The organism is Neobacillus canaveralius, from assembly GCF_047237705.1.
Lineage (GTDB): Bacteria > Bacillota > Bacilli > Bacillales > Cytobacillaceae > Neobacillus > Neobacillus niacini_K.
In genome coordinates, this window is sequence record NZ_JBDFLL010000001.1 from 2,605,050 (window position 1) to 2,629,708 (window position 24,659).

The following is a 24,659-nucleotide window of genomic DNA, read 5'->3' on the forward strand; positions in this document are numbered from 1 at the left end:
TAGAAATGACCATTCAAACAATTGGTGTTGTAGGAGCAGGATCGATGGGCACAGGAATTGCAAACCTTGCTGCTATAAATGGATTTAATGTCGTTTTAAGAGATATCGAGGAACGCTTTTTAGAAAGCGCTTTAAATCGAATGAGTAAGTTTATGGAAAAGAGCGTTGCCAGGGGGAAAATGACAGAGGAGCAGAAGCAAGAGGCATTAGGTCGTATTCAAACGACGACTAGCTTAGAAGACTTTAAAGATGTTGATCTTGTCATTGAAGCGGTTTTAGAGGATCTTGATCTTAAAAAAGAAGTATTCTCAGCTCTCGATAAAATCGTCCGCGAAGGTGTAATTTTAACAACAAATACATCGTCCATGTCGATTACGGAAATTGCGGCAGCTACAAACCGCCCAGAGTTAGTGGCAGGAATGCACTTCTTTAATCCAGCCCAAATCATGAAACTTGTTGAAGTGGTTCGTGGATTTAAAACAAGTGATGAAACAGTGCAACAATTGAAAGCGTTATCTAAAAAACTTTCAAAAGAACCAGTGGAAGTAAAAAAGGATTCTCCTGGATTCATTGTAAACCGAATCATGCTTCCGCAGTTTATTGAAGCAATAAGACTTGTCCAAGAAGGCGTCGCTTCTTACGAAGACATCGATAAGGCAGTTAAACTTGGGTTGAATTATCCAATGGGACCATTTGAACTTCAAGATTTTGCCGGGGTGGATATTGGCTACCATGTTATGGAGTATTTTAAAGAAGAATTTAGCGAGAACTATTATGCACCGCCGCTATTATTAAAGCAAATTGTCAAGGCAGGCAGATTAGGGAAGAAAACGGGTGCAGGATTTTACGATTACGAATAATTAATTGGAGGGAACTATCATGAGTTATGAATATCTATTATGTGAAATTGAAAATAAAGTAGCAGTTGTAACCATTAACAGACCACCTGTAAACCCGCTGAGCACACAAGTGTTCAACGAATTATCAGACCTTTTTGACCAATTGGAAAACAATGATGAAGTCCGTGCCATTGTTTTAACTGGAAGCGGTGAAAAAGCTTTCGTAGCAGGTGCAGACATCAATGAAATGGCTAACTTGGATCTGGTTGGTATTAATAAAATGAACAAAACATCAAGACTGGTTTTCTCAAAGATTGAAAATCTTTCAAAACCGGTTATTGCCGCACTTAATGGACTAGCCCTTGGTGGAGGTCTTGAACTCGCACTAGCATGTGATTTGCGGATTAGTTCAAGTAAAGCAAAATTTGCATTCCCAGAAGTTGGCCTTGGGATTATCCCTGGAGGAGGCGGCACCCAACGTCTTCAGAAAATCGTTGGTCAAGGAGTAGCAAAAGAACTTCTATACTTTGGGGAAATGTTTGATGCCTATCGTGCCTTGGAATTAAACATCGTAAACAAAGTGGTTCCAGTCGAAGAACTACTAGACTTTGCTAAGGAATGGGCTCAAAAGCTGGCACAAAAACCGCCAGTGGCATTGCAAATGTTAAAGTTAGCTGTTAATACCGGCGGAAACACGGATATCGAGTCAGGTCTAATTATTGAAAGTACCTGCTTTGCAAATGCGTTCTCAACAGAAGACCGTAAAGAAGGACTAAAGGCATTTGTAGAAAAAAGAAAACCAGTTTTCGCTGGGAAATAATTTTTCCTTTAACTTAAACAAAATGAAGTATCCTGCAGAACGCAATGGATACTTCATTTTCGAATTTATTAAATAAGATTGTATCATAGTGAATAATTGGAGTGATGATACGAATGGTGAATGATCGTAATCATTTTACGGTATATGGAATTCTAGAACATGCAGCAAAGGTCTATGGTGAGAATGAAGCCGTTTTTGATTTAACTAGTAGAATAACATTTTCACAAATTAAATCCGATGCAGATAAGCTAGCCGCTGCATTCGTCGGACGAGGAATTAAAAAAGCAGATCGAATTGCTGTCTCCGTACCAAACTGGTATGAAATAATCGTCATCTATTTTGCTGCCGCAAAAATTGGAGCGGTGCTCGTACCATTTAACCCTAAATATAAGGCACATGAAGTCAGTCATATATTAAGAAATTCAGAACCGAAAGCATTAATTGCTACAGAAGAATTTGAAGAAAATTTCGGCTTTGAGGAAGCAAATTACTTTGTACCTCAGATCATTACGGTCAGGACTAAGTTAAATAACTACCCATCATATAATGACTTATTAAATGATGAGACCGATGAAATTGGGCAAGAAAATATTGATGTAAATAATGATTTATTTTGCATTTTATATACATCGGGTACAACGGGTGTTCCTAAAGGGGTAATGGTTACACATCGTAGTGTTGTACAATCTGCTAATGTGATGGGTGCTGAACTACGCTGCACTGAAAATGATGTCTTAATTCTTCCTTCACCATTATTCCACATCTTTGGTATGGCCGTTAATTTGTTTAATGCGTTTTTTACAAATACACGGGTCATTTTACTTGAAAAATTCAAACCTCAAGAAATTCTCAGTTTAATTGAACAGGAAAAGGTTACCATTCTTAACGGAGTACCAACAATGTTTATTAAACTGTTAGAAACACAAGATTTTGACACCTATGACTTATCCTCACTAAGAACGGGGGTTGTAGGAGCATCACCTATTTCAGCAACGAAAGTGAAAGAAATTCGTGACCGAATGGGCATGAACCTTTGTCAATCCTTTGGAATTACAGAGACCGTATCGGTTACATTAACACCTTATGACGACGTGGAAAAGAACATTACTGAAACACTTGGAAAACCACTTCCAGGCGTAAAGTTAAAAATAGTAGATGATAATCGAGTGTCACTGGCTAATGGCGAAAAGGGTGAAATCGCAATTCATAGCTTCGGAACCATGAAGGGTTATTATAAATTGCCAGAGCAGACTGCTGCGGTACTTGATCACGAAGGCTGGTATTACACCGGTGACCTCGGGATGCTTGATGATCAAGGCAATTTGAAATTTATTGGTCGAAAAAAAGAAATGATTATCAGAGGAGGATTTAATATTTATCCTCAGGAAATAGAGGCTGTTTTATCAAAGCATCCTAAAGTAGTAGAATCTGCCGTGGTTGGGCTTCCGGATGAAACGCTAGGAGAAATCGTTTGTGCCGTTATCCAGTTGAAGAGCGGGAAAGAAAGTACAGAGGAAGAAATGAAATCCTACTTAAAGGAACACATGGCAAATTACAAGGTTCCCCAAAAAATTATTTTTACGGATAAGTTTCCAGTCACTGCAAGTGGAAAAATTCAAAAATTAAAACTACGGGAAGAGATTACTGCTGAAAAGAGTCCATCTATTAAAAATTGAAGGGAGCATTTAAGGTGAAATCTGAATACCATTTTCAAGTACGCTGGGGAGATACAGACGCTGCAGGAATTGTTTTTTACCCAAATTTCTATAAATGGATGGATGACGCAACACATGCATATTTAGCAGACATTGGTTATCCTTCTTCACAGCTATTTGCTGAACAGCAAATCGGGGTACCGTTATTGGAGGCAAACTGTATTTTTAAACGACCGCTTCTGTTTGAAGACAAGGTGGTAGTACAAAGTTATGTGGAAGAACTTCATAACAAAGTATTTAAAATCAAGCATGTATTTTTAAAAGGAGAGCAAATTGCAGCAGAAGGCTACGAAGTTCGTGCGTGGACGTCCTTTAAAGAAAAACCAAAAGCACAGCCGATTCCAGATATTATCCGAGAGAAGATGCTGCCACAAGTAGAAATCGTGGAGGGATAATATCATGCTAACGGAAAAGAAGGATCGTAAAAACTTCTTATATGATGAAATTTTGCCAGCAAATGTGTTTACCCCAGAGGATTTTGAAGATGAACATATAATGCTTGCGGACATGGCAACTAAATTTGTCATGAATGAAGTGTATCCAAAACTAGAGAAAATAGAGAATCAAGAATTTAATGAAACAATCAATCTAGTAAAAAAAGCTGGAGAACTCGGTCTTATCGGTGCCGATATCCCAGAAGAAGATGGCGGCCTAGAGTTAGGGAAGGTATGTGCAACCATTATTTCGGAAAAAATGGCTGTCGGTCGTTCATTCTCGATCACGTTTGGTGGACAAACGGGAATTGGTGCTTTGCCTATCGCCTATTTTGGAACGAAAAAGCAGAAGGACAAGTACCTCCCAGATATTTTGTCTGGTGAAAAAATATTAGCCTATGCCTTAACTGAGCCTTCTTCTGGTACAGATGCCATGAGTTTGAAAACAAATGCTTTGATTTCAGATTGTGGAAACTACTATTTACTTAATGGAGAAAAACAATGGATTACCAATTCGGCATTCGCTGACGTTTTTATAGTGTATGCAAAAGTGGATGGCCAAAAGTTTACAGCTTTTATTGTGGAAAAAGAGTACGAGGGTGTTTCTACCAGCCCTGAAGAAAAGAAAATGGGGCTCAAAGGTTCCTCCACTCGATCACTTGTATTAGAGAATGTAAAAGTCCCTGTCGAAAATGTCATCGGTGAGGTAGGTCGAGGACATATTATTGCGTTTAATGTTTTAAACATTGGGCGTCATAAGATTTCGGCAACTTCGCTCGGAACAGCTAAACGTGCCATTGAACTTGCTGTAAAATATGCCAATGAGCGAAAGCAATTTGGTCAGCCTTTGTCTAGTTTCAATCTAATCAAGAGCAAGATTGCGGATATGGTCATAAAAACATACGTGAATGAAAGCGCTATTTACAGGACGTCAGGTTTGATGCAGGATGGATTCGATGAAATGAAGCAGACCGGTGGTGATTACGGTGAAACCATTGCCCGGTATGCCATGGAATGTTCAATCAATAAAGTCATGTCAACTGAGATTCTTGATTTTGTGGTAGATGAGGCCGTACAAATTCACGGTGGTTATGGGTACATGGCTGAATATGAAATTGAAACCCTATATCGGGATTCTAGAATTAATCGAATCTTTGAAGGTACAAATGAGATTAACCGAATCCTTATCGCAAGTACGGTCTTAAAGAACCATCTGAAGCCAGCCGAAAGTATTGATTTCAAGAATGGGCTATTCCAACGGGAGAAGCAGGTTCTTCAGCTATTAAAAAAGCTGTTTCATGAATCAATTGAGTCAGTTAAGGAGAATTCACTTAGTAATTTTAATAGTGAACAAGAAATCGCTGCGTTTCTAGCAGATTTGGTTATTTCAATTTATGCCGTTGAAAGCGCGATCCTAAGGACGGAAAAAGCAATACTGAAAACAAGTGAGGAAACCAATAGACAAAAGATTGATTGTACTAAAGTATATTCACTAGAAACTTCTCAACAGCTTGCTCTTAGAGCCTTAAATATGATTAACCATTTTGGAAATGGCGATATTTTTTCACGAATCGCCAGTCTCCTCGTTATGAGCAGTCCGGAAAATATCATAGCCGTAAAACGCAGAATTGCCGATGCTGCCATAATGAAAGAATGCTATTTTTGCTAATTTAAACCCGAGGTCGGCGGATTAACGAATTAAAGGGCTGATTCAGATAGTTTCCCTGAATCAGTTTTTACTTTTATTAATAGGAGTGATGCGATATGACAAAAAATGATGTTCAAACGCAGGAAAATTTAGATTTGTATTATGAAGGGATGAAAAAGAACCACCTGGGTCCACTTTGGTATGATCTTGGCCATATGGTAACAAAAGAACCTGTTCATGATGTCGAACCCTATTTGTGGAAATGGCAAACAATAAGAGAATATGTACTCAAAGCGGGTGAACTGCTAAAACCAGGTAAAGATGCAGAGCGGCGGGTTGTTTATTTACAGAATCCAAGTCTATTAAAACATGGGCTTGTCGGCTATGGAACCCATACGCTTTATGCTGGGATTCAGTTACTGCTTCCGGGAGAAAGTGCTCCTTCCCATCATCACTCACAATCAGCTATTCGCTTTATTATTGAAGGAAGCGGGGCTTATACAGCGGTTAATGGAGAGAAAACCTATATGGAACGCGGCGATATGGTATTGACACCTGCATGGACATGGCACGAACACAAGCACGAGGGAACAGAACCAGTATTTTGGCTTGATGGTCTTGATGTGGGACTTGTTCGTACTTTAGCTGCATCGTTTTTTGAACCCTACGAAGAAGAAAGTTATCCAATGGAAGCTCCTGAGAACTATTCAAAAATGCAATTTTCAATGGGAGCATTTAAAAAGCTAAACGAATCGAAACAGCCTGGCTATCCTTCGCCCATTTATGGATACAAGTTTGATAGAGTGAAATATTTGTTAGACCAAATGAAGGAAACTGATAATGATCCATACGATGGGTATGCCATTGAATATATTAACCCATTAACAGGTGGCTCTGCGGATTCCCGCATTGGTACCATGATGCAAAAATTAAAACCAGGACAGCAGACAAAAGCACACCGTCATGTACATAGTGCTATTTACCATGTTCTCGAGGGGAATGGTTATACCGTCATTGATGGGCAGAAGTTTGATTGGGAGAAGGGTGACTTCTTTATTTTACCGCCGTGGAGCAAGCATGAGCATGTAAATACTGGCTCGGGCGATGTCTACCTTTTCTCATTTAACGATAAGCCTGTTATGGAGAAATTAGAGCTGGAGTATTGTGAGGCTTATCAGGAAAATGATGGCCATCAAATCATCGAAAAGGTTTTTGTACCAGATACATCTGTAGAATGAGGGGGAATACGGAATGAAAATTGCCATTTTTAATGAAAACTTGCTAGGTGTAGTAATCGGTGATAGAGTAGCAAATATTTCAGATGTTGCAGGATGGAACCCTGTTCAGCCAAATGAATCATTTTTGCAGTTGGTAGAGAACTTTGAGGAATTAAAAGGAAAAATTGAAACTGCGATTGAATCTTGTCCTACTTTCCAGCTGTCAGAGGTGAAACTTAAATCTCCTGTACCTGAAACAAGAAAGATATGGGCAGCACCCGTTAACTATCGAAATCACCAAATCGAAATGAATAAACTATTCAACAATGCACCACGTACGATTGAAGAAATTAAACTATTTTTAAAATCACCAGAATCATTATCTGGACCATCAGATCCGATTTTACTGCCAATTAAGGGTCGGAGAACGGACCATGAGACCGAACTAGGTTATGTCGTGGGAAAAAAGGGAAAAAATATTTCGGCATCAGAGGCTAAGGATTATATTTTCGGTTATTTCGCTTTGTTGGATATCTCTATTAGAGGGAACGAAGAAAGAACATGGAGAAAATCGTTTGATAGCTTTACACCGATTGGTCCATGGATTGTCACAGCAGATGAAATTGATAACCCCAATGATTTAGCGATGAAGCTATGGGTAAATGATGAACTACGTCAGGATGGAAGTACAAAGCACTTGATTTATGATTGTTACCAATGCTTTGAAGCAGCCAATCAAAATATGACGCTTAATCCTGGTGATATCATTGCAACTGGAACTCCTGAAGGTGTTGGTCCTATCGAAGATGGCGACACTGTTCGAATTGAAATTGAAAAGGTTGGAGCGTTTACCGTCAATGTCCAATATGCAGAGAAGGTTGTAACAGAATATAGTACTACAGGTAAATAAAATAGCAAAATGGCCCTCATAAAGGTAATTCCTTTGTGAGGTTTTTTTAGCACTATTATCGGCAGAAAATTAGAAATAATGAATAATTTTATTGTATTTTCCCACATAGCAGAACAACAACATATTATTCTAGCAATCATATTTCTTATAATCAAATTAACAAAAAACAAAAAAAGGAGATCATAAAGCATGGTAAAAAACAAAGTTGATGTGATTGTAGTAGGAGCGGGCCCTGTTGGTCTCACAGCTGGTCTTGCGTTAAATCAAAAGGGGATCTCTTCTGTTGTGATTGAGGCGGATCCGTTTGGACGTCCACGTCCTGGCAGCAGAGCGATCTATATCCATAATGCAACACTTAACCACCTTGAAGAGACATACAAAGGATTAGGTTTTACTTTAGCGCGTAATGGGATTATCTGGCCAATTAATCGAACGCTTTATAAAGGAAAAGAAGTATACGTTAGAAATTATGGAATAACAAATAACCAAGATCCAACTAAGTTGCCTCATTTTACTTCTCTTCATCAGGATGAAATTGAAAAGCATCTTTATGAAGCATGCGTGGAGGCTGGTGTAGAGATTCGTTGGGGTTCACCTGTATCTAATCTTGATATTAGCGATAATGGCGTCATTTTAACGACTGAATCGGGTGAAGTTTGGGAAGCACAGTATGTGATTGGTTGTGATGGTGCCCGCTCAGTCGTAAGGGAACAAGCTGGTTTAACATTTGAAGGTCCTAGGACAGCGGATACATTCCTAGTGCTTGATGTGAAAGAAGACGAAGATAATCCGCTGCCGCTGGAACGTACCTTCCATTACCAGCATCCTGCTACAGGTGGAAGAAATGTAATGTTTGTTCCGTTTAAAGGAGGATGGCGTGTTGACCTTCAGTTGCTAGAGGGTGACAATCCAGATGATTTTACTAGCATGGAAGGTGTGAAACAATGGCTACCGAAAGTCATGGATCCTAAATATGCGGATCGAGTTACATGGGTATCGACGTATCGATTCCATCAAGTTGTGGCAAACTCTTTCACGGATGAAAAGCACCGTGTTTTACTTGCCGGGGAAGCAGCTCATTTATTTGCTCCATTCGGTGCTCGTGGTCTTAACTCTGGTGTTCCTGATGCTCTTAAGGCAATAGCGGGGATTGAAAAGGCCTTGCAATCAAATTCAGAGGAGGAACGAAGGAAGGCGATTCATTTTGCGGCAAATGAACGGTATATTGCAGCAAATTGGAATCGTGATTGTTCCACTACTGCCCTGCATCACCTACAGGGGAACTCTCCGGAAATGAATTTGAAACGTGATCTTGCTGCTTCTCTCGTTTCCGTTGTACCGAGATTAGGCCGGTGGTTAGAAGAGGGTCCGTATGGTCCTAAATTTGGTCCACCAGAATTAACAACAAAATATTAGTCAATGGTACAACGTATCAGAGAGGAGCGAATAGAATGGCTTTGGCACAGTTAATAAATGAAGGAAAATATGGTGAGACTGCTCGTTCGGTAAATGAGTTGATTGATAAATTAACCACGATAAACTGGTATTCAAAAGCAGGCCAAACGAATCCGGATGTGGAAGGCAAATTAGCAAGATTTATGAGTGCTGTTGGTGTCCACAATTATGATATTAAGTGGATTACAAAAGAACAGGTTGCTGAAACAATTGGAAAACTCTCATTTGAAAATAGTGAACTTTGGGAAGTATTGAAAGAGTTACCAGACCAGTTTAGAAAAAAGATTGACAACTTTGGTAATCAACAACTTCTAAACGATGTCGTGGATAAGGTACCAGAAGCTGTTTTTCATGGAGCATACAAACATGCTTATGAGGCTTTTAATGAAGCGGATACGATAAAATTTCTTGTTGGCCATGCGATGTATATTAGCACATTGGCATGTACAGCTGAACTTGCGGATGAAAAAGATAAGATTTCAATTTTAGTAGACCTTTTGGTGGAAGGGCATCTACCGCTAGGACCTCAAGGTAACACCTTTTATCTATTATAATAATTTAAACCTTGTATACTCTCGGATGGAGAGGGATAACTATCGGATAGAGAAAAATACTCTCGGATAAGGAGAAGATACTCTCGGATAGGGAGAAATAACTCTCGGAAAGAGAGAAGTACTCTCGGATAAAAAAAAGAAATCAGCCCTGCTAGTTTGAGAGGGCTGATTTCATTTTTAAGCATAATAACCAAGCAACGAGGAAATCTCTTTTGAAGCCTCCATAATGGTTTTTATAAAGACTGGATACTGTTCTTCGGTGATTCGGGATGTCGGTCCTATTACAGAAAGAGAAGCCACTACATTTTCAGAGTAATCTCGAATTGGTGCAGCGATTCCAACATAACCCTCATAAAAGTGATCTTTAGAAATAACATATCCATTTTTCTTAATCTCTATTAAATAGTCTTCTAACTCATCCCGTTCTGTAATGGTAGAAGGGGTATAGGCGTAGAGGTCTTTTTCTAAGTATTTATGAATCGTTTTTTCATCTTGATAGGCAAGGAGAGCCAATCCTTCGCTGGTACAATGAAGGGGGTTTTTTCTGCCCATATACGTTAACAGTCTTACAGAATCAGGACCCTCGTTACGAAGTAAATAGACTACATCATTATTTTCAAGGAGACAAATGTGTGCAGTTTCTCCTAACATGTCTACCACCCGCTCCACAATTGGTTTTGCTTCTTTGAATAAATCACGATGGCTGGTAATAACGCCACCCACGGTTAAAATGGAAAGCCCAAGACGGTAATGATTGGTTTTGGGATTTTTAGATAAGAAGCCTTCATCAGCCATTTTCGAAATAAGCCGGTAAGCAGTACTTTTAGGCAAGTTCGTCTGAGCAGCAATTTCTGTCACACTGAATTCTTCCCGTCCTATTTTAAATAAACGAAGGATCCTCATGGCGTTTCTAACAGAGGTTATAATATATTTGCTATTTTCATCACTGGACAAAACAAGAACCCCCAAATCCAACGTTTTCTGTTTGCTACTTTATAAATGAAGAATAGTAGTGTTTTTCCTACATAGTGTAGGTAACAAAATGTAAGCTAAATCATTACAATAAAGATAAGAACTTGGAAAAAAGAGTTTTTAATAGTAATAGAATAAGTTATTTTATATAAAAATGAAAGCGTTTTGAAAAGGAGATGGAGAAGATGAGCAATATCGTATTAGTAGAAGGGGCTAGAACAGCATTTACCGAAATATCTGGCACATTTAGAGGAATTTCCGCAACAGATCTAGGAGCAGAGGCAGCACGAGCCGCGATTAGCAAATCAAATATTAATCCGGAAGAGATTGATCAGGTTGTCTTTGCAAACGTTCAGCAATCCAGTAAAGATGCTCACATTTTAGCAAGGCATGTTGGATTGAAAGCTGGGCTTCCAATCCATGTGCCAGCGTTGACCATCAATCGTTTATGTGGAAGTGGAGTAGAAGCGATTCTCACAGCAGCCCGTTACATTTTGACTGGAGAAGCAAAAGCTGTGCTTGCAGGAGGAACAGAGAGCATGAGTAATGTGCCCCATGTTATTCCAGGAATGAGATGGGGGAGCCAGCTTGGCGGTCCTGTTATTGAAGACTGGGTTTGGGATGGTTTATATGATACGGTTGGCGACTGTACAATGGCAGAAACTGCGGAAAATTTGGCGAAAAAATATGAAATTTCACGTGAAGAAGTGGATCAGCATGCCCTATCAAGCCATGAGCGGGCTTTAGCAGCAATTGAAAAAGGTTATTTGCAAGAAGAAATTACTCCAGTGACTGTTCAAGGGAGAAAAGAAGAAATCATCGTGGATCGTGATGAACATGTCCGAAAAACGAGTATGGAAAAACTAGCAAAATTAAAGCCTCGGTTTGTCGATAATGGTGTTGTTACTCCTGGTAATGCTAGCGGAATGGTAGACGGAGCAGCTGCTGTTATTGTCACTTCAAGTGAGTATGCCGAGGAAAAAGGCTTAAAACCACTCGCAAGACTTGTATCGTGGAGCGTTGTTGGCGTTGACCCTAAATATATGGGCATCGGCCCGGTTCCTGCAATTCAAGATGCTTTGAAAAAGGCAGACCTAAAGATTGAAGACCTAGATTTAATAGAAATCAATGAAGCCTTCTCTGCACAATATTTAGCTTGTCAAAGAGAATTAGGTTTTGATCCAGCAATCGGAAATGTGAATGGGGGAGCGATTGCACTAGGACACCCACTAGCAGCAAGTGGTACAAGAATTACCTTGTCGCTCATCTATGAATTACAAAGAAGAAACGCAAGATACGGGGCATCTGCTGTTTGTATCGGCGGCGGACAAGGAATTGCCTCCATTTGGGAACGTCTATAAATCAGTAATCAAAGAACCAATCTGTTTAAAACGATTGGTTCTTTTTACATCTTTCGACTACTAAAAAAGGAAAAAGAGGACGTGGTGTTGAATAACAGATTCATAGATGTATTTAACGAACAGGGGGTGCAAAAGTGGATAAGAGCAATAACTCACTCACCAATGCATTAACGATTATGAAAAGCTTTTCGATGGATAACCCTGAACAAGGGGTAACAGAAATTGCCGAGAATTTGAATATTGGCAAAAGTACTGTTCATCGGTTATTGCTTTCGTTGGGCAGCGAGGGATTTGTATATAAAGATCCAAATTCAAATCGATATAGTCTGGGGACCTCTTTTTTAGCCTTAACCAATATTGTTAACTCCCAATTACCAATCGTGAACGAATCCAATCCTATACTGAACGTATTAACCGAACGAACAGGAGAAACTTCACATCTAGGGATAATAGAGGGTAAGCATATCATTTATTTACAAAAAATAGATAGTGAAAATCCTATTAAACTGTCTACTCATATCGGAATGAGGCAGCCGATTCACGCAACGAGTATCGGACAGATTATTCTTGGCTTTCAGAATGAAAAAACGATCCATAAGCTATTACCCGAAAAGCTGGAAAGGTTTACTGACAAAACCATTACTACTCGAGATCAATTGAAACTGAAGCTATCAACGATTAGACAACAACAATTTGTTATTTGTGATGAGGAATATGTGAAAGGTGTTATTTCCATTGCCGCACCTGTTTTTGATGAAAAAGGCCAAGTGATCGCGGCTGTTAGTATTGTGGGCCCGGTGAACCGCATGTTGATAAAAATCAAACAAAAAGCTTTTATTGAAGAAGTGAAAAGTGCAGCCGATAAACTATCAGAAATGGTAAAAATCAGAAGAAGAAAAAGATATTACGAGAATAAATACTCAGTTTAAAATAATTGGTTAAATGCCAATTATTTTTTTTCTAAAAATTTTGATTTGTTCCACATAGCAGAATTTATTCATTCATACATGATGCAAACCTTGTTATTCTTTAATCAAATGAAATACCTGTTTGGAAAGGGGAATTGGTGTGAAACTAGTAACATTTAATAAAAATGGGGTATCCCGTATTGGAGCTTATTTGGATCAGAAAGTAGTAGATTTAAACCTTGCCTATCAATCACTGTTAGAATCGGAAGGGAAAATTCGGGCAAAACAAATTGCTGAAGCATATGTACCCGTTGATATGGTTGGATTCCTTCAAGGTGGAGAGGAAAGTATTACCGAAGCAAAGAAAGCGATTACTTTCGCACTGGAAATCAATCAGTATAATGATAGAGTTCTCGTTTATGATAGAGATCAAATTAAATTGGAGGCACCTGTACAAGCTCCTGGTAAGATGATTTGTGTGGGTCATAATTATCGCGAACATATCCTTGAAATGAATAGAGAAATACCGAAATATCCGGTGGTCTTTGCTAAATTTGCAAACACCATAATCGGACCAGAGGATGAAATACCGTTTTATCCTATTTCGGAACAGCTTGATTATGAAGCAGAATTTGCATTCGTAATCGGCAAGCGGGCTAAAAACGTATCACAAGATGATGCATTAGATTATGTAGCAGGATACACCATTGTCAATGATGTAACATACCGTGATCTTCAACGCAGGACGATTGAGTGGCTGCAGGGTAAAACAGTGGACGGCAGTGCACCGATGGGCCCATGGCTTGTTACAGCTGATGAACTTCAGGATCCATCCGGTCTAGATGTAGTGTTAACCGTGAATGGTGAAGAAAGGCAAAAATCCAATACCGCAAATCTAGTATTCACCGTCCAGTATCTTGTCGAGTTCCTGTCATCAATCGCAACGCTTGAACCTGGTGACGTTATTTTAACAGGGACACCAGGGGGAGTTGGAGTCGCAAGAGAACCACAGGTATTCCTTAAAAATGGTGATGTTGTGAGAATTGAAATTGATAAAATCGGTGTATTAGAAAATCGTGTTAAACAAAATGCGGAGGTACTCGTATAATGGCTGCATCTACATTATCTCAATCCATTACTGATATAAATCTATCACTCGATAAAATCATTCAACAGGTTAAGGAGTTGGAGGCGGAAACCATTCAAAGGAAACCTTCAGAGGAAGAATGGTCCATCATGCAAATTCTTTGTCATATTGTGGAGGCGGTTCCATACTGGTTAACCGAGATTGAAACACTACTTGCGACACCAGGCGTTGAGTGGGGAAGAGGGTTACAAGATCAAGCACGTCTTGCTGCTGTAACGAATATAGAAAATGAGTCTGTTTCCAATGTATTAACTGAAATTGTAAACCTAAAAGAACAAGTTGAAAAAACATTGTCGAAGCTAAATGTTGAAATGTTAAAACAAGAGGCACCTAGCAGAAATCCACGTTTCGGAGTCAAACCACTTACTTTTATTGTTGACCACTTGCTGGTTGAACATGTTGAAAAACACTATAGTCAGATACAGCGCAACTTAACAAAATTTGGTCTTATTAAATAGATTGAGAGAGGTGTATGGACGTGGCTGAAAAGCAGGCATTTTTTGATAGTAAAGTTGTTCAGGATTTTAACCGTGATATAGAACAATACCATCTCGGGCCGTTATGGAATGCGATTCCAGATTTAATGAAACACACACCTGAACCACATGCACAGGCATATCTTTGGAAAAGTGAATTATTGCATAAAAAGTTGATGGAAGCTACAGAAATTTTTACACCTGACCGTGGTGGAGAGCGTAGAGCGATTTATTTCCAAAACCCAGGACTTAACTATCGTAAGCCCTGGGGGTGGGCATCTACTACCCAAACTCTCTATGCAGCTGTTCAGCTCATTCAGCCGGGTGAGACGGCACCATCACACCGGCATGTTCAAAACGCTATGCGTTTTGTTATGGAAGGAGAAGGGGCATACTCAATTGTTCAAGGTGAACGGATATTTATGGAGCGCGGAGACTTTTTAACAACCCCAGGAGGACTTTGGCATGGACATGGTCATCCTGGAGAAAAACCAATGATTTGGATGGATTGTTTGGATATTCCTACTGTTTATTATCTTGGAGGAACATTCTTTGAACCTTATCCAGAACATATAGAGCAGCCAAGTGTTCCCGATAACTATTCATCTCAGCGTTATCAAGGAGGAATGGTTCGACCAATATCCGATCGGCATACAGTGAAGGCACCAGTTGGATCTTATAAATGGGCGGGGACAGAAGCAGCGATTAGCGGTTTGTCTAGATTCGAGCCAGATGCATGTGATGGATATGCAGTTGAATATATAAATCCATCAAATGGAGAGACTGCATGTCCTACCATCGCTGCATGGATGCAAAAACTGCCGGCAGGATTTAAAGGAAAAGCTCATCGTCATACTCATGCTTCTATTTATCACGTACATGAAGGTTCCGGTTATAGTATTATCAACGGTGTCCGGTTCGATTGGTCAAAAGGGGATTTCTTTGTTGTTCCAAACTGGGCATGGCATGAGCACGTTTCTCTGGAAGATAGTTATTTATTCTCAACCAATGACCTGCCAATTTTGGAAAAGTTTAATCTTGAACATAAACAAAGTTATGAAAATAATAATGGGCACCAAACCGTTATTAGTGAGTTTACTCCAGCACTTGGATAAAAGTGACTGTGCCCTAAATGAAAAAAGCTAACAAGGTTGGACGATTTGTCCCTTGTTAGCTTTTTTGCATTAATGCTTCCCCAATTTTAATGAATTTTACAACATCTTTTCGTTCATTCTGTACGTATTTATATATTTTTTAATCGCCTATAATGAAGTTACAAAAATGAAAGGGGTTACATAATTTGAGGTTAGCTGAGAATGAAAGGAGAATATCTGTGAACAGAAAGAAAAGTTTTTCGATTCTACTAATATTGGTTCTTATCATTATGTCATTTATTCCTTCATTTGTTTTGGCGGAAAGTGGAGGCGCTTCAAAAGTGGATAAGCATACGCGGGGTTCATCCGAGCCAATTCCTCAGTTATCTCCCGCGCAGCTGGGAATCCTGCTGAAGTGCGAGGAACTAGTATCCTTTAAATTTACTCGTACCACTATCACAAAGGCAGAGATCGTTCCTGAGGGAGGACTGTCCAATGCCGGTCAGCCGGTTGGCGAGCATTGCTTAATCCAGGGAAAAATGAACGAGCGAGTGAGTCCTGTAGATGGCCAGACGTATGCCATCGGTTTTGAAATGCGTCTACCTGCCGACTGGGCTGGTCGATTCCTTTACCAAGCCAATGGCGGACTTGACGGTGTTGTTGCTTCTGCAACTGGCAGCATAACAGGTGGCCAGTTAGAAAACGGTATACAGATGGGATTCGCTGTTATGAGTTCGGACGCAGGTCACAACGGAGCGCAGAATCCACTTTTCGGACTCGATCCTCAGGCACGTCTGGACTACGGTTATCAGGCAGTCGGAACGCTCACTCCAATGGCTAAGAGTTTGATTGAGGCAGCGTATGAACGAGAGCCTGACCGCGCCTACTTTGCCGGAACATCCAACGGTGGCCGACACACAATGGTGGCTGCTTCCCGATACAGTGACCAGTACGACGGATTCCTTGCTGTGGCGCCTGGATTCAACCTGCCAAAGGCCGCGGTAGCACAGCTGTGGGGAGCTCAGCAGTGGGCCAAGGTAGCCACCACAAATGATAACCTGGAGACGGCACTGCCGCCGGCCGAGCGCAAAGTGCTTGCGCAAGCGATCCTGGACCGCTGTGATGGTCTGGACCGACTGGTAGACGGTATGGTGCAAGACAGTGAGAGATGTCAAAAATTCTTCGACGTTGAGCGGGACGTCCCAACTTGTGACGCAGTACGAGATGGCACCTGCCTGACGGAAGAGCAGAAGCTTGTTGTGAAGGATGTTTTCGCGGGAGCACGCACTAGCTCCGGGGAAGAAATCTACTCTTCCTTCCCATTTGACCCAGGGGTAGCCCAGAGCGGCTGGGCCAGCTGGAAGTTCCAGAACTCCGTGGGTCCACGCGATCCAGTGGCCGTCGGTTTCGTCTTCTCAACGCCTCCGGTGGATCGTAGCATGCTGCAGGACACTCTGGGCTATGCACTGAACTTTGATGTGGACACTCAGGCGGGGCTGATTTACGAGTCTAACGAGCTGTACACCGAAAGTGCCATGGAGTTCATGACACCGCCGAATCCAACTAATTTAGATAGCATGCGAAATTCAGGAGCGAAGATGATCGTGGCACACGGTGCTTCCGACGGGGTCTTCTCCCCTGATGACACGGCGCGCTGGTATGAGGAGCTCGACGCGAACTACCGGAACAAAGCCGAGGAATTCGCCCGATATTTCGAGATCCCAGGCATGGGGCACTCCCGCGGTGGTCCCGCCACCGATCAGTTTGACGGGCTTGGCGCGCTAATTGATTGGGTTGAATACGGCGAGGCGCCGGACCATATTACGGCCACGGCTCGCGGTGTGGGCAATCCGGGCGGCGTTAACACTGATGTACCATCTACCTGGGCACCGGACCGGTCCCGTCCTCTGTGCCCTTACCCGTTGGTGGCTCGCTATACAAAGGGCGACCCGGAAGTGTCCAGCAGCTTCCAGTGCAAGCCGAGTTCCGGGGGTAACGGTCTTAACTGATAGCTCTCGAGAAAAGATAATAGGGGCGTGCCCGCGGAAAACTGGGCATGCCCCTTTCTTATTGGCGCAAATGGGGGAAAATGGCAAGGAGATTTCTGTCGAGATTTGTTGCTAATTATCGGTACGCCTCATATAATTAAATTTTTCTAGATTAATATAAATTTAATATAATTGAGGTCAAATATGGACAAAATTGTCATAACAGGTTACGGAGTTAAAGCCCCAGGTATCAGTAATATCGCTCAACTTAAAGACGTGTTAGAACAGGGTATCTGTACACAGGAAATACTCCAAGGCCGTGGCAATAACGGCTCTAATATAGTATGTGGGGTAGTTCATGAAGATTTGGATATTATTTCTGGTCAAAATTATAAAAGGTACCCACGTACAGCTCGGTTGGGCATTGCAGCTGCTGAGCAGGCTTATAAGATGGCCAACTTACAAAATGCTGATTTTGCACGTGTAGCCGTCATAATGGGTACATCAGGTGGAGGAATTTTAGAAGCTGAAAAATTCTCTAACCATGGAAATAATCTTAAAAAAGTACCTATTCACTATATACCTGTAGGTGATCCGCATACATTATCTTCTGGGATCACAAGGCACCTTGGGATAAATGGCCAGGCTTTTACCATCTCTACAGGGTGTACCGCAAGTTTAGATGCGATACTTATGGGCAAATTATTTTTAGAAGCTGGACATGCAGATATTTGTATCGTTGGCGGCTCTGATGCTCTTCTAGGGGATTGGATTACCTATGGATTTTTAAAGACGGGTACGATTGCGGAAAATGTTGAAATTGAAGAGACCGGAGTACCCTTTTCCACATCTCACAAAGGATTTGTTAAATCAGAGGGTTCTGCCGTTGTGATTATGGAACGGAAAAAGGATGCAGAATCAAGAGGCGCTAAGATATGGGGGCAAGTCAGCGGGGCTGCTTCTAACAATGAAGCTCTACCAATATTACAGTCAGATGCATCTGGCCGTTTAATGACAGCTGCATTAAAAAGTGCAATAGGCAATAGCGTCCCTACCTATGTAAACAGTCAAGCTCTTGGATTAGTACAGAATGATATGATTGAGTATATTACTCATTCTAATCTTTTTGGATCCACAGTCCCTATTACTTCTATAAAGGGAATGACCGGCCATATGTTTGGATCAATGGGAGCGATGCAAGTCGTCTCTTCGTTATTAAGTATGGAATATGGATTTATTCCACCAACCATTAAAACGAGTGGAGACGGTTTTAATGACTTGCCAATTGTCTTTGAGACGAAGTATCAAAATGTCGAAAGTGTCGCAATAACGAACCATGGGGTTAGCGGCAATAATACTTGTTTATTCATGACAAAACAAAATTGAGGAAGAAGCAATGATTTTTCTATTAATGATTTCTTTTGCCTTATTTCCTTTAGCAGCTGGAATTACAACCATCTATATTTTGGGAAAAACGAAACTATCAAAGCTCTTATTTATCTTTTTTATTTTTACCTCGTTTTGGCAAATAGATGTTTCGTTATTACATGCTCGTGAATTTTTTTCTAATAATATTATTGAGTTTTTATTTCAGTTATTTCGGTTTGGTTCAATCATGTTGGCTCCAACTTTATTTGCCGTTATTTATACGGCCATTAACCAAACACAAATGGTTGAATCTAGAATGGTAAAATATGCAGTTAATAAAATTACTGTAGTCACTCTTTATATATGGTCAACTTTTGTCTACTTGATTGGATGGAGCCACAAAGGCATTCAAAGCTTTGAGTTAGTAAAATCCCAGGGGTTAATAAAGGTGAATTTCTTATACCCAGTCTATGGAGATTGGTCATGGATTTTTAACTTTAATACCTGTATGTTCATTATTATCACTGTCATATCACTTGCATTAAGCAAAAAACTGAAGGATTCTGAAACAAAAACGTTTTTGCATTATTTTATTATCATTGCAACAGTTGGATATTGTATTGGATTCTTAAATATGATAAAAAACTATCTGTTATTACCGAGCAGTATCGCTGTTTTATTTTTATCCATGGGGATTCTCATCCCTGTTATTAGAATGCATCAAAAGATCATTATAAAGATGAATAATGCACTTTTAGATCAAAAAGAATTTTTTCATAAAATCATCGATTTGAATCCCAGCTATATCTATGCCAAAAGTCAGGATGGTAAATACACTTTAACCAATCAGGCTTATGGTTTACTTTTTGGGGTGGATTCCGAAGAACTTATCGGAAATGATGAATTGGATTATAATCCGGATCTGAATATGGCAATGCAGAATGTATATATTGATTATGAGGTATTAACAAGCTTAGCAGAAAAGCATATACCGGAAAATGAAATCATCGATGCACAGGGAAATATAAGGTGGATCCAAACGGTTAAGCTGCCTATTGTTTCATCTGGAGATAAACAAGTCCTTACTGTAGCGACTGATATTACACAGCGAAAGATCAATGAAAAAAGGCGAGAGTGGGAAGCTCTTCATGATCCTCTTACCGGTTTACCCAATCGACGTGCCTTTCATCAAGATTTAAACGAAAGAATGAAAACTGCTGCACTGAATAACGATAATGTTGCTGTCATATTTCTAGATTTAGATCGTTTTAAAATTATTAATGACACCCTCAATCATGAAAATGGGGATCTTCTACTAAAGAAGGTAGCAGAACGCTTAAGTAATTCGGATGATAAAAGGGTGACCGATTTTTCAGTTTATCGACTGGGCGGTGACGAGTTTACTTTTATTTTATCTAGTCAAACAAAGGCTGAAACAACCATCTTTGTAAAAAGAATCTTAAATATATTTAAGAAATCATTTACGCTAAAAGATCATGAACTATATGTCACTTCCAGTTTGGGCATCAGTATGTATCCGGCGGATGGTGATCTTCCAGATGTTTTAATAAAAAATGCTGATATTGCAATGTATTGTTCTAAAGAATCGGGAAGAAATTCATATTCCTTCTTTACGCAGGAGATGAATCATGATTATCAGAAGAAAATGGTATTAGAAAAAGCTTTGCGAAAAGCATTGCATTCCAATGAACTTAGAATAGTTTATCAACCAAAAATTGATATTGTAAGTAACAGCATCACTGGCATGGAAGCGTTAGTAAGATGGGAGAGTTCTGAATTAGGAATGATTTCACCCGATGAGTTTATTCCTTTAGCAGAAGAAACGGGAATCATATTACCGCTGGGTGAATGGGTTTTGAAATCAGCCTGTCTTCAAAATAAGATTTGGCAAGATATGGGGTACACGCCTATACCAGTATCGGTCAATATCTCCATGCGGCAATTTTATGACGAGAACTTTGTAGAATCTGTGATGAATCTTTTAAAAGAAACAAATCTTGACGCTCACTATCTAGATTTAGAAGTCACGGAAAGTATTTCGATGGCAAACATCAATTCTGTGATATGCAGGTTAAATGAGTTAAAGGAAATGGGGATTTCGATATCAATAGATGATTTTGGAACAGGCTATTCTTCATTAAGTTATCTGAAAAAGTTTCCGATTAATACTCTAAAAATTGATCGTTCCTTTGTAAAAGATATTACAAGCAATTCTGAAAATCGTGCCATTGTAAAAACGATTATTTCAATGGCCAATAATTTAAATCTTGATGTGATTGCAGAGGGGGTTGAGACTGAAGAGGAGTTACTATTCCTAAAATCAAATGGCTGTTTGGTTGTACAGGGATATCTGTTCAGTCCTCCGCTATCGGGTGAAGAATTTGAGAGAACCTTCCTAGAGTCACACAAAGAATCTTCATTATCTAAAAGAAACTGGCGAACAGTATTTTAACTGTTCGCCTAAGGCTGTCGAGAAAGTCTCGACAGCCATTATTTTTCAATGCAGAGGTTCTGGAGTGACTGAAGCTTGGCATAAAAAGAAATTTGGGTCAATGCAGAGGTGCTGGAGTGACCGAAGCTTGGCAGGAAAAGCGATTTGGGTCAATGCAGAGGTGCTGGAGTGACCGAAGTATGGCAGGAAAAGCGATTTGGGTCAATGCAGAGGTGCTGGAGTGACCGAAGCTTGGCAGGAAAAGCGATTTGGGTCAATGCAGAGGTGCTGGAGTGACCGAAGCTTGGCAGGAAAAGCGATTTGGGTCAATGCAGAAGTATTGGAGTGACCGAAGCTTGGCATAAAAAGAAATTTGGGTCAATGCAGAGGTGCTGGAAATATAAAAATGCCGAGAAAATACCTTTCTCGACAATCTGGGGCGGACAGTATTTTAAACTGTTCGCCTTTCCCATTTTCTAAAACCGCAAAAATTATTAACGCCAACCCTCGAATCTGACACTTTCGCCATGGAAATTTCCCCAACCTGTCAGAGTTAAAAAATCAACTAATAAGGACACTGCTACTCTTTGGTCGGGGCGCTTTGGCGGCTGAATTCGCTTGGAGTCACCCCTATATATTTGCGAAACTGCCGGGTAAAGTGATTGTAATTTTGGAAGCCTACGTCATGGGCTGCTTCCGCTGCATTCCGATTCGTATGTGCAAGGAGCAATGCAGCCTGCTTAATTCTCATGCGGTTAAGTGCCTCCACAATCGATTCGCCGGTATTTTCTTTAAATAGATGCGATAGCCTCGATGCCGAGAGCCCAACACTACGGGCCAGCTCCTCAACTCGAACAGTCTCCTGCATCCGCTGGGCGAGCAAATACAGCGTTTCTTCGATCCGTGGGTCAAACCTGCTTGTTTGCTGCTTTGCGAGCAGCATCAAGACCTCACGCAGCGAGCCCAAACACAGCTCGTGCCAATAAGCACCTTGTTCTCGGGAGTCAGACAGAATTCGGAGAAAAGCGTGGTAGATGCGTTCCCTCACACCGTGCTGCTCAATCTGCTTGATGGTCAGAGCATCGGATGGAAGTAGACTCGTGTCCATGAATCCGCCAGTAAAATGCGCCCAAACAAAATTCCAGCTTTTTCCTTTAGGTGTTCCGTATCGATGGGGTGTTCCCGGTTTCAACAGTGTTACATCACCAGCTATTACCTGCTGGTCGCAGCCATCTACCTCGAAATAACCTTCACCGCCTAGCGTGTAAGTGATAAGCCAGTCACTCATTCCGTCCGGACGTACAATAGAATAGGTGTCGCTCTCATGGTAATGTCCAGCAATCACCATGCTGTAGGCAAATCCGTTATAGTTGGAGGGGCTATCCTGTTCCATGGTGCACATCCTTTTCTAAATTGTACTTTCTCAAAAATAGTTTAGCTTAACTGAGAGTAGCTCACAAGTGTACATCTGAAAAAATAGCAGAATCGTATGCATTGTTAGCATGATTCATCCTTCTTCTAGTCTATATTTCATCTGTATAATGAAAGTGTGATAAATATCACTTCAGTAGAATTAGGGGAGGGATAGGACATGGTGTATAACCATTTAGTGTTAACGCAAGAGCAGAAGCGACAGTTTGAAACGGAAGGTTATTTAATAGTTAAAGGATTGTTTACGGATGAGCATCTGGCGGAGATTGATAAAACCTTTGAGGGTATCAGCAATCAGGTAATTCCGGGGTATTTTGAGCCGGATTTACAAAGAGAAACGATCGACCCACTAAAGCGTTATCCGAGGGTCATGCATCCTCACCGGTTTAATGAAACAGCTAAACGGTATATGCTGCATTCACCAGTATTGAATGTCCTTACTGATTTGTATGAGGAAGAACCGTTGGCGGCACAAAGCATGTTCTATTACAAGCCACCGGGCGCACGGGGTCAGGCGCTTCATCAGGATAACTTTTACTTAAAGGTCGAACCGGGTAACTGCATCGCTGCTTGGACGGCAATTGATTCGGCTGATGAAGAAAACGGCGGACTGTTGGTTGTTCCAAAGACGAGTGCGTATGATATCGTATGTCCTGAGTTGTCCGATTCAAAGGAATCGTTCACTACTCACTACGTAAAGCCGCCAAAGGATCAGAAGGCAATTCCAGTCGTCATGGAGAGGGGCGATGTCCTCTTTTTCAATGGGAATCTAATTCACGGCTCCTACCGTAATAAGACGAAAGATCGTTTCCGCCGCTCGTTTATTTGCCACTATGCTAACAGCTCTGCCACTCACATTGCCACACATTATCGACCTCTTTTCCGTGCTGACGGCACGCCGCTGGAACTTGAGAGCAATCCGAATGGAGGTCCGTGTGGCGTTGAGTACGATGCACCGTATCACCACTAAGCGTGAGCAACGTCTCGAGGTGTTAATGTCCTGGTGGGGGATGAGTGGACTGGGAGGTCAAAATGGCGCTGGCAACGAATGGAGCATGGAGGAGAAGGTGCGGCGCATTGCCGAGGCGGGCTACGACGGCATTAACGGCATGCTGCCGGAGGGCAATGAGGCCGACCAATGGCACCTTTTGCTGGATCAATACAACCTTTCATACAGCGTAAACGCATATCCGAAAACGGCCGAGGAGCTGGATGTTTTTCTTTGCAAAGCAAAATCGTTCGGTAGGGTCGATTTTGTCAACGTACAGGTGATGAGACCATTTCTGGTCGGAGATCAAGCGGTGCAACTGCTTGCAGACATGGCAGAGATGTCTCGGACTGCAGGCATCCCGGCGTATATCGAAACACACCGCGGCACCATTACTCAGGATTTGCTGCGCACGGTTGAGTATGCGGAGCGCATGCCTGAGCTTGAACTAACGATTGATTTTTCACATTATGTCGTTGCCGGGGAAATGCGTACGGTGTCGGACGAGGCTGAACAGCTGCTCCAGACGCTGCTTTCTCGGACGAAGAGCATTCACGCTCGCGTATCGAACGGAGAGCAGGTGCAGATTGATATACCCATGTTTGATAGTAAGGGTGAAGAGGTTGCCAATGAAAGAGAGTTCGAAGACCCGTTGTTGAAGCACTTTGTACGTTGGTGGCTTGAAGGTATGCGGAGCTGGCTCAAAGCGGCAAAGGAAGACGAGGTGCTACCGTTTATCTGCGAGCTGGGGCCGCCGCCTTATGCAATCACAATGCGTGGCACGGACGGAGTCCAGCGCGAGGTGAGCAATCGCTGGACACAGGCACTGCTGTTTGCAAGGATCGCCCGTCGCTTATGGAAGTGGATTTAATAAAAGAGCTA

Annotated in this window: 22 protein-coding genes; 20 read left to right on the plus strand and 2 right to left on the minus strand. The window is 41.2% G+C overall.

What is annotated here, in order from left to right; genetic code table 11:
* The first annotated feature begins 5 nt into the window (after positions 1 to 5).
* The 9 genes from ABC255_RS13285 to ABC255_RS13325 all read left to right on the plus strand — a co-directional run bounded on the left by ABC255_RS13285 (position 6) and on the right by ABC255_RS13325 (position 9,592).
* Positions 6 to 860 (plus strand): 3-hydroxyacyl-CoA dehydrogenase family protein, encoded by an 855-nt coding sequence (locus tag ABC255_RS13285; RefSeq protein WP_412994121.1) that lies wholly within the window; start codon positions 6 to 8, stop codon positions 858 to 860.
* A gap of 19 nt (positions 861 to 879) precedes the next feature.
* The gene (locus tag ABC255_RS13290; RefSeq protein WP_412994122.1) at positions 880 to 1,659 is read left to right on the plus strand and encodes an enoyl-CoA hydratase-related protein; all 780 of its coding nucleotides are present in this window, start codon (positions 880 to 882) and stop codon (positions 1,657 to 1,659) included.
* Between the two features lie 113 nt (positions 1,660 to 1,772).
* Positions 1,773 to 3,335, plus strand: a complete 1,563-nt coding sequence (locus ABC255_RS13295; protein WP_412994124.1) for a class I adenylate-forming enzyme family protein — start codon at positions 1,773 to 1,775, stop codon at positions 3,333 to 3,335.
* 14 nt (positions 3,336 to 3,349) lie between these two features.
* Entirely contained in the window at positions 3,350 to 3,769 is a 420-nt protein-coding gene (locus ABC255_RS13300; RefSeq protein WP_412994125.1) for an acyl-CoA thioesterase, read from the plus strand.
* Positions 3,770 to 3,773: 4 nt separating this feature from the next.
* Positions 3,774 to 5,477 (plus strand): acyl-CoA dehydrogenase family protein, encoded by a 1,704-nt coding sequence (locus ABC255_RS13305; RefSeq protein WP_412994126.1) that lies wholly within the window; start codon positions 3,774 to 3,776, stop codon positions 5,475 to 5,477.
* Between the two features lie 95 nt (positions 5,478 to 5,572).
* Positions 5,573 to 6,694 (plus strand): cupin domain-containing protein, encoded by a 1,122-nt coding sequence (locus ABC255_RS13310; RefSeq protein ID WP_412994128.1) that lies wholly within the window; start codon positions 5,573 to 5,575, stop codon positions 6,692 to 6,694.
* 13 nt (positions 6,695 to 6,707) lie between these two features.
* The gene (locus ABC255_RS13315; RefSeq protein ID WP_412994130.1) at positions 6,708 to 7,583 is read left to right on the plus strand and encodes a fumarylacetoacetate hydrolase family protein; all 876 of its coding nucleotides are present in this window, start codon (positions 6,708 to 6,710) and stop codon (positions 7,581 to 7,583) included.
* 189 nt (positions 7,584 to 7,772) lie between these two features.
* Positions 7,773 to 8,999 carry an FAD-dependent monooxygenase gene (locus tag ABC255_RS13320; protein WP_412994132.1) on the plus strand — a complete coding sequence of 409 codons (1,227 nt, stop codon included), beginning with the start codon at positions 7,773 to 7,775 and terminating at the stop codon, positions 8,997 to 8,999.
* A 35-nt stretch (positions 9,000 to 9,034) separates the two neighbouring features.
* A complete protein-coding gene (locus ABC255_RS13325) occupies positions 9,035 to 9,592 on the plus strand; it encodes a hypothetical protein (protein ID WP_412994134.1) in 558 nt (185 codons plus the stop codon).
* A 177-nt stretch (positions 9,593 to 9,769) separates the two neighbouring features.
* Here ABC255_RS13325 and ABC255_RS13330 read toward each other — a convergent pair whose 3' ends face one another.
* Positions 9,770 to 10,546 (minus strand): IclR family transcriptional regulator, encoded by a 777-nt coding sequence (locus ABC255_RS13330; RefSeq protein WP_412994136.1) that lies wholly within the window; start codon positions 10,544 to 10,546, stop codon positions 9,770 to 9,772.
* A 203-nt stretch (positions 10,547 to 10,749) separates the two neighbouring features.
* Here ABC255_RS13330 and ABC255_RS13335 point away from each other — a divergent pair, with 203 nt between their 5' ends.
* From ABC255_RS13335 to ABC255_RS13375, 9 genes are all read left to right on the plus strand, one after another.
* Complete coding sequence (locus ABC255_RS13335) at positions 10,750 to 11,925, plus strand: acetyl-CoA C-acetyltransferase (RefSeq protein ID WP_412994138.1); 1,176 nt, start codon at positions 10,750 to 10,752, stop codon at positions 11,923 to 11,925.
* A gap of 134 nt (positions 11,926 to 12,059) precedes the next feature.
* The gene (locus tag ABC255_RS13340; protein WP_412994140.1) at positions 12,060 to 12,854 is read left to right on the plus strand and encodes an IclR family transcriptional regulator; all 795 of its coding nucleotides are present in this window, start codon (positions 12,060 to 12,062) and stop codon (positions 12,852 to 12,854) included.
* Between the two features lie 139 nt (positions 12,855 to 12,993).
* Positions 12,994 to 13,941: a fumarylacetoacetate hydrolase family protein gene (locus ABC255_RS13345; protein WP_412994141.1), complete on the plus strand. Its 948-nt coding sequence runs from the start codon at positions 12,994 to 12,996 to the stop codon at positions 13,939 to 13,941.
* The gene (locus ABC255_RS13350; protein ID WP_412994143.1) at positions 13,941 to 14,438 is read left to right on the plus strand and encodes a DinB family protein; all 498 of its coding nucleotides are present in this window, start codon (positions 13,941 to 13,943) and stop codon (positions 14,436 to 14,438) included. The genes ABC255_RS13345 and ABC255_RS13350 overlap by 1 nt, the downstream gene beginning before the upstream one ends.
* 20 nt (positions 14,439 to 14,458) lie before the next feature.
* Positions 14,459 to 15,571: a cupin domain-containing protein gene (locus ABC255_RS13355; RefSeq protein ID WP_412994145.1), complete on the plus strand. Its 1,113-nt coding sequence runs from the start codon at positions 14,459 to 14,461 to the stop codon at positions 15,569 to 15,571.
* Between the two features lie 218 nt (positions 15,572 to 15,789).
* Positions 15,790 to 17,559 (plus strand): tannase/feruloyl esterase family alpha/beta hydrolase, encoded by a 1,770-nt coding sequence (locus tag ABC255_RS13360; protein ID WP_412994147.1) that lies wholly within the window; start codon positions 15,790 to 15,792, stop codon positions 17,557 to 17,559.
* Between the two features lie 183 nt (positions 17,560 to 17,742).
* Positions 17,743 to 18,924, plus strand: coding sequence for a beta-ketoacyl synthase N-terminal-like domain-containing protein (locus ABC255_RS13365; RefSeq protein ID WP_412994149.1), 1,182 nt, complete (start codon positions 17,743 to 17,745; stop codon positions 18,922 to 18,924).
* Between the two features lie 10 nt (positions 18,925 to 18,934).
* A complete protein-coding gene (locus ABC255_RS13370; protein ID WP_412994151.1) occupies positions 18,935 to 21,379 on the plus strand; it encodes a putative bifunctional diguanylate cyclase/phosphodiesterase in 2,445 nt (814 codons plus the stop codon).
* A gap of 196 nt (positions 21,380 to 21,575) precedes the next feature.
* Positions 21,576 to 21,707 (plus strand): hypothetical protein, encoded by a 132-nt coding sequence (locus ABC255_RS13375; protein WP_412994153.1) that lies wholly within the window; start codon positions 21,576 to 21,578, stop codon positions 21,705 to 21,707.
* A 231-nt stretch (positions 21,708 to 21,938) separates the two neighbouring features.
* On the opposite strand, the gene ABC255_RS13380 is transcribed toward ABC255_RS13375, so the two are convergent.
* Entirely contained in the window at positions 21,939 to 22,751 is an 813-nt protein-coding gene (locus ABC255_RS13380) for a helix-turn-helix domain-containing protein (RefSeq protein ID WP_412994155.1), read from the minus strand.
* A gap of 198 nt (positions 22,752 to 22,949) precedes the next feature.
* Between ABC255_RS13380 and ABC255_RS13385 the strand changes: the two genes are divergently transcribed.
* Positions 22,950 to 23,759: a phytanoyl-CoA dioxygenase family protein gene (locus ABC255_RS13385; protein WP_412994157.1), complete on the plus strand. Its 810-nt coding sequence runs from the start codon at positions 22,950 to 22,952 to the stop codon at positions 23,757 to 23,759.
* Positions 23,740 to 24,648, plus strand: coding sequence for a sugar phosphate isomerase/epimerase family protein (locus ABC255_RS13390; RefSeq protein ID WP_412998554.1), 909 nt, complete (start codon positions 23,740 to 23,742; stop codon positions 24,646 to 24,648). The genes ABC255_RS13385 and ABC255_RS13390 overlap by 20 nt, the downstream gene beginning before the upstream one ends.
* Positions 24,649 to 24,659: the final 11 nt, after the last annotated feature.

Coding starts and splice junctions, on each gene's coding strand:
- ABC255_RS13285 (WP_412994121.1), top strand. CDS start 6: ATGACCATTCAAACAATTGGTGTTGTAGGAGCAGGATCGATGGGCACA.
- ABC255_RS13290 (WP_412994122.1), top strand. CDS start 880: ATGAGTTATGAATATCTATTATGTGAAATTGAAAATAAAGTAGCAGTT.
- ABC255_RS13295 (WP_412994124.1), top strand. CDS start 1,773: ATGGTGAATGATCGTAATCATTTTACGGTATATGGAATTCTAGAACAT.
- ABC255_RS13305 (WP_412994126.1), top strand. CDS start 3,774: ATGCTAACGGAAAAGAAGGATCGTAAAAACTTCTTATATGATGAAATT.
- ABC255_RS13310 (WP_412994128.1), top strand. CDS start 5,573: ATGACAAAAAATGATGTTCAAACGCAGGAAAATTTAGATTTGTATTAT.
- ABC255_RS13315 (WP_412994130.1), top strand. CDS start 6,708: ATGAAAATTGCCATTTTTAATGAAAACTTGCTAGGTGTAGTAATCGGT.
- ABC255_RS13320 (WP_412994132.1), top strand. CDS start 7,773: ATGGTAAAAAACAAAGTTGATGTGATTGTAGTAGGAGCGGGCCCTGTT.
- ABC255_RS13325 (WP_412994134.1), top strand. CDS start 9,035: ATGGCTTTGGCACAGTTAATAAATGAAGGAAAATATGGTGAGACTGCT.
- ABC255_RS13335 (WP_412994138.1), top strand. CDS start 10,750: ATGAGCAATATCGTATTAGTAGAAGGGGCTAGAACAGCATTTACCGAA.
- ABC255_RS13350 (WP_412994143.1), top strand. CDS start 13,941: ATGGCTGCATCTACATTATCTCAATCCATTACTGATATAAATCTATCA.
- ABC255_RS13365 (WP_412994149.1), top strand. CDS start 17,743: ATGGACAAAATTGTCATAACAGGTTACGGAGTTAAAGCCCCAGGTATC.
- ABC255_RS13370 (WP_412994151.1), top strand. CDS start 18,935: ATGATTTTTCTATTAATGATTTCTTTTGCCTTATTTCCTTTAGCAGCT.
- ABC255_RS13380 (WP_412994155.1), bottom strand. CDS start 22,751: ATGGAACAGGATAGCCCCTCCAACTATAACGGATTTGCCTACAGCATG.
- ABC255_RS13385 (WP_412994157.1), top strand. CDS start 22,950: ATGGTGTATAACCATTTAGTGTTAACGCAAGAGCAGAAGCGACAGTTT.
- ABC255_RS13390 (WP_412998554.1), top strand. CDS start 23,740: ATGCACCGTATCACCACTAAGCGTGAGCAACGTCTCGAGGTGTTAATG.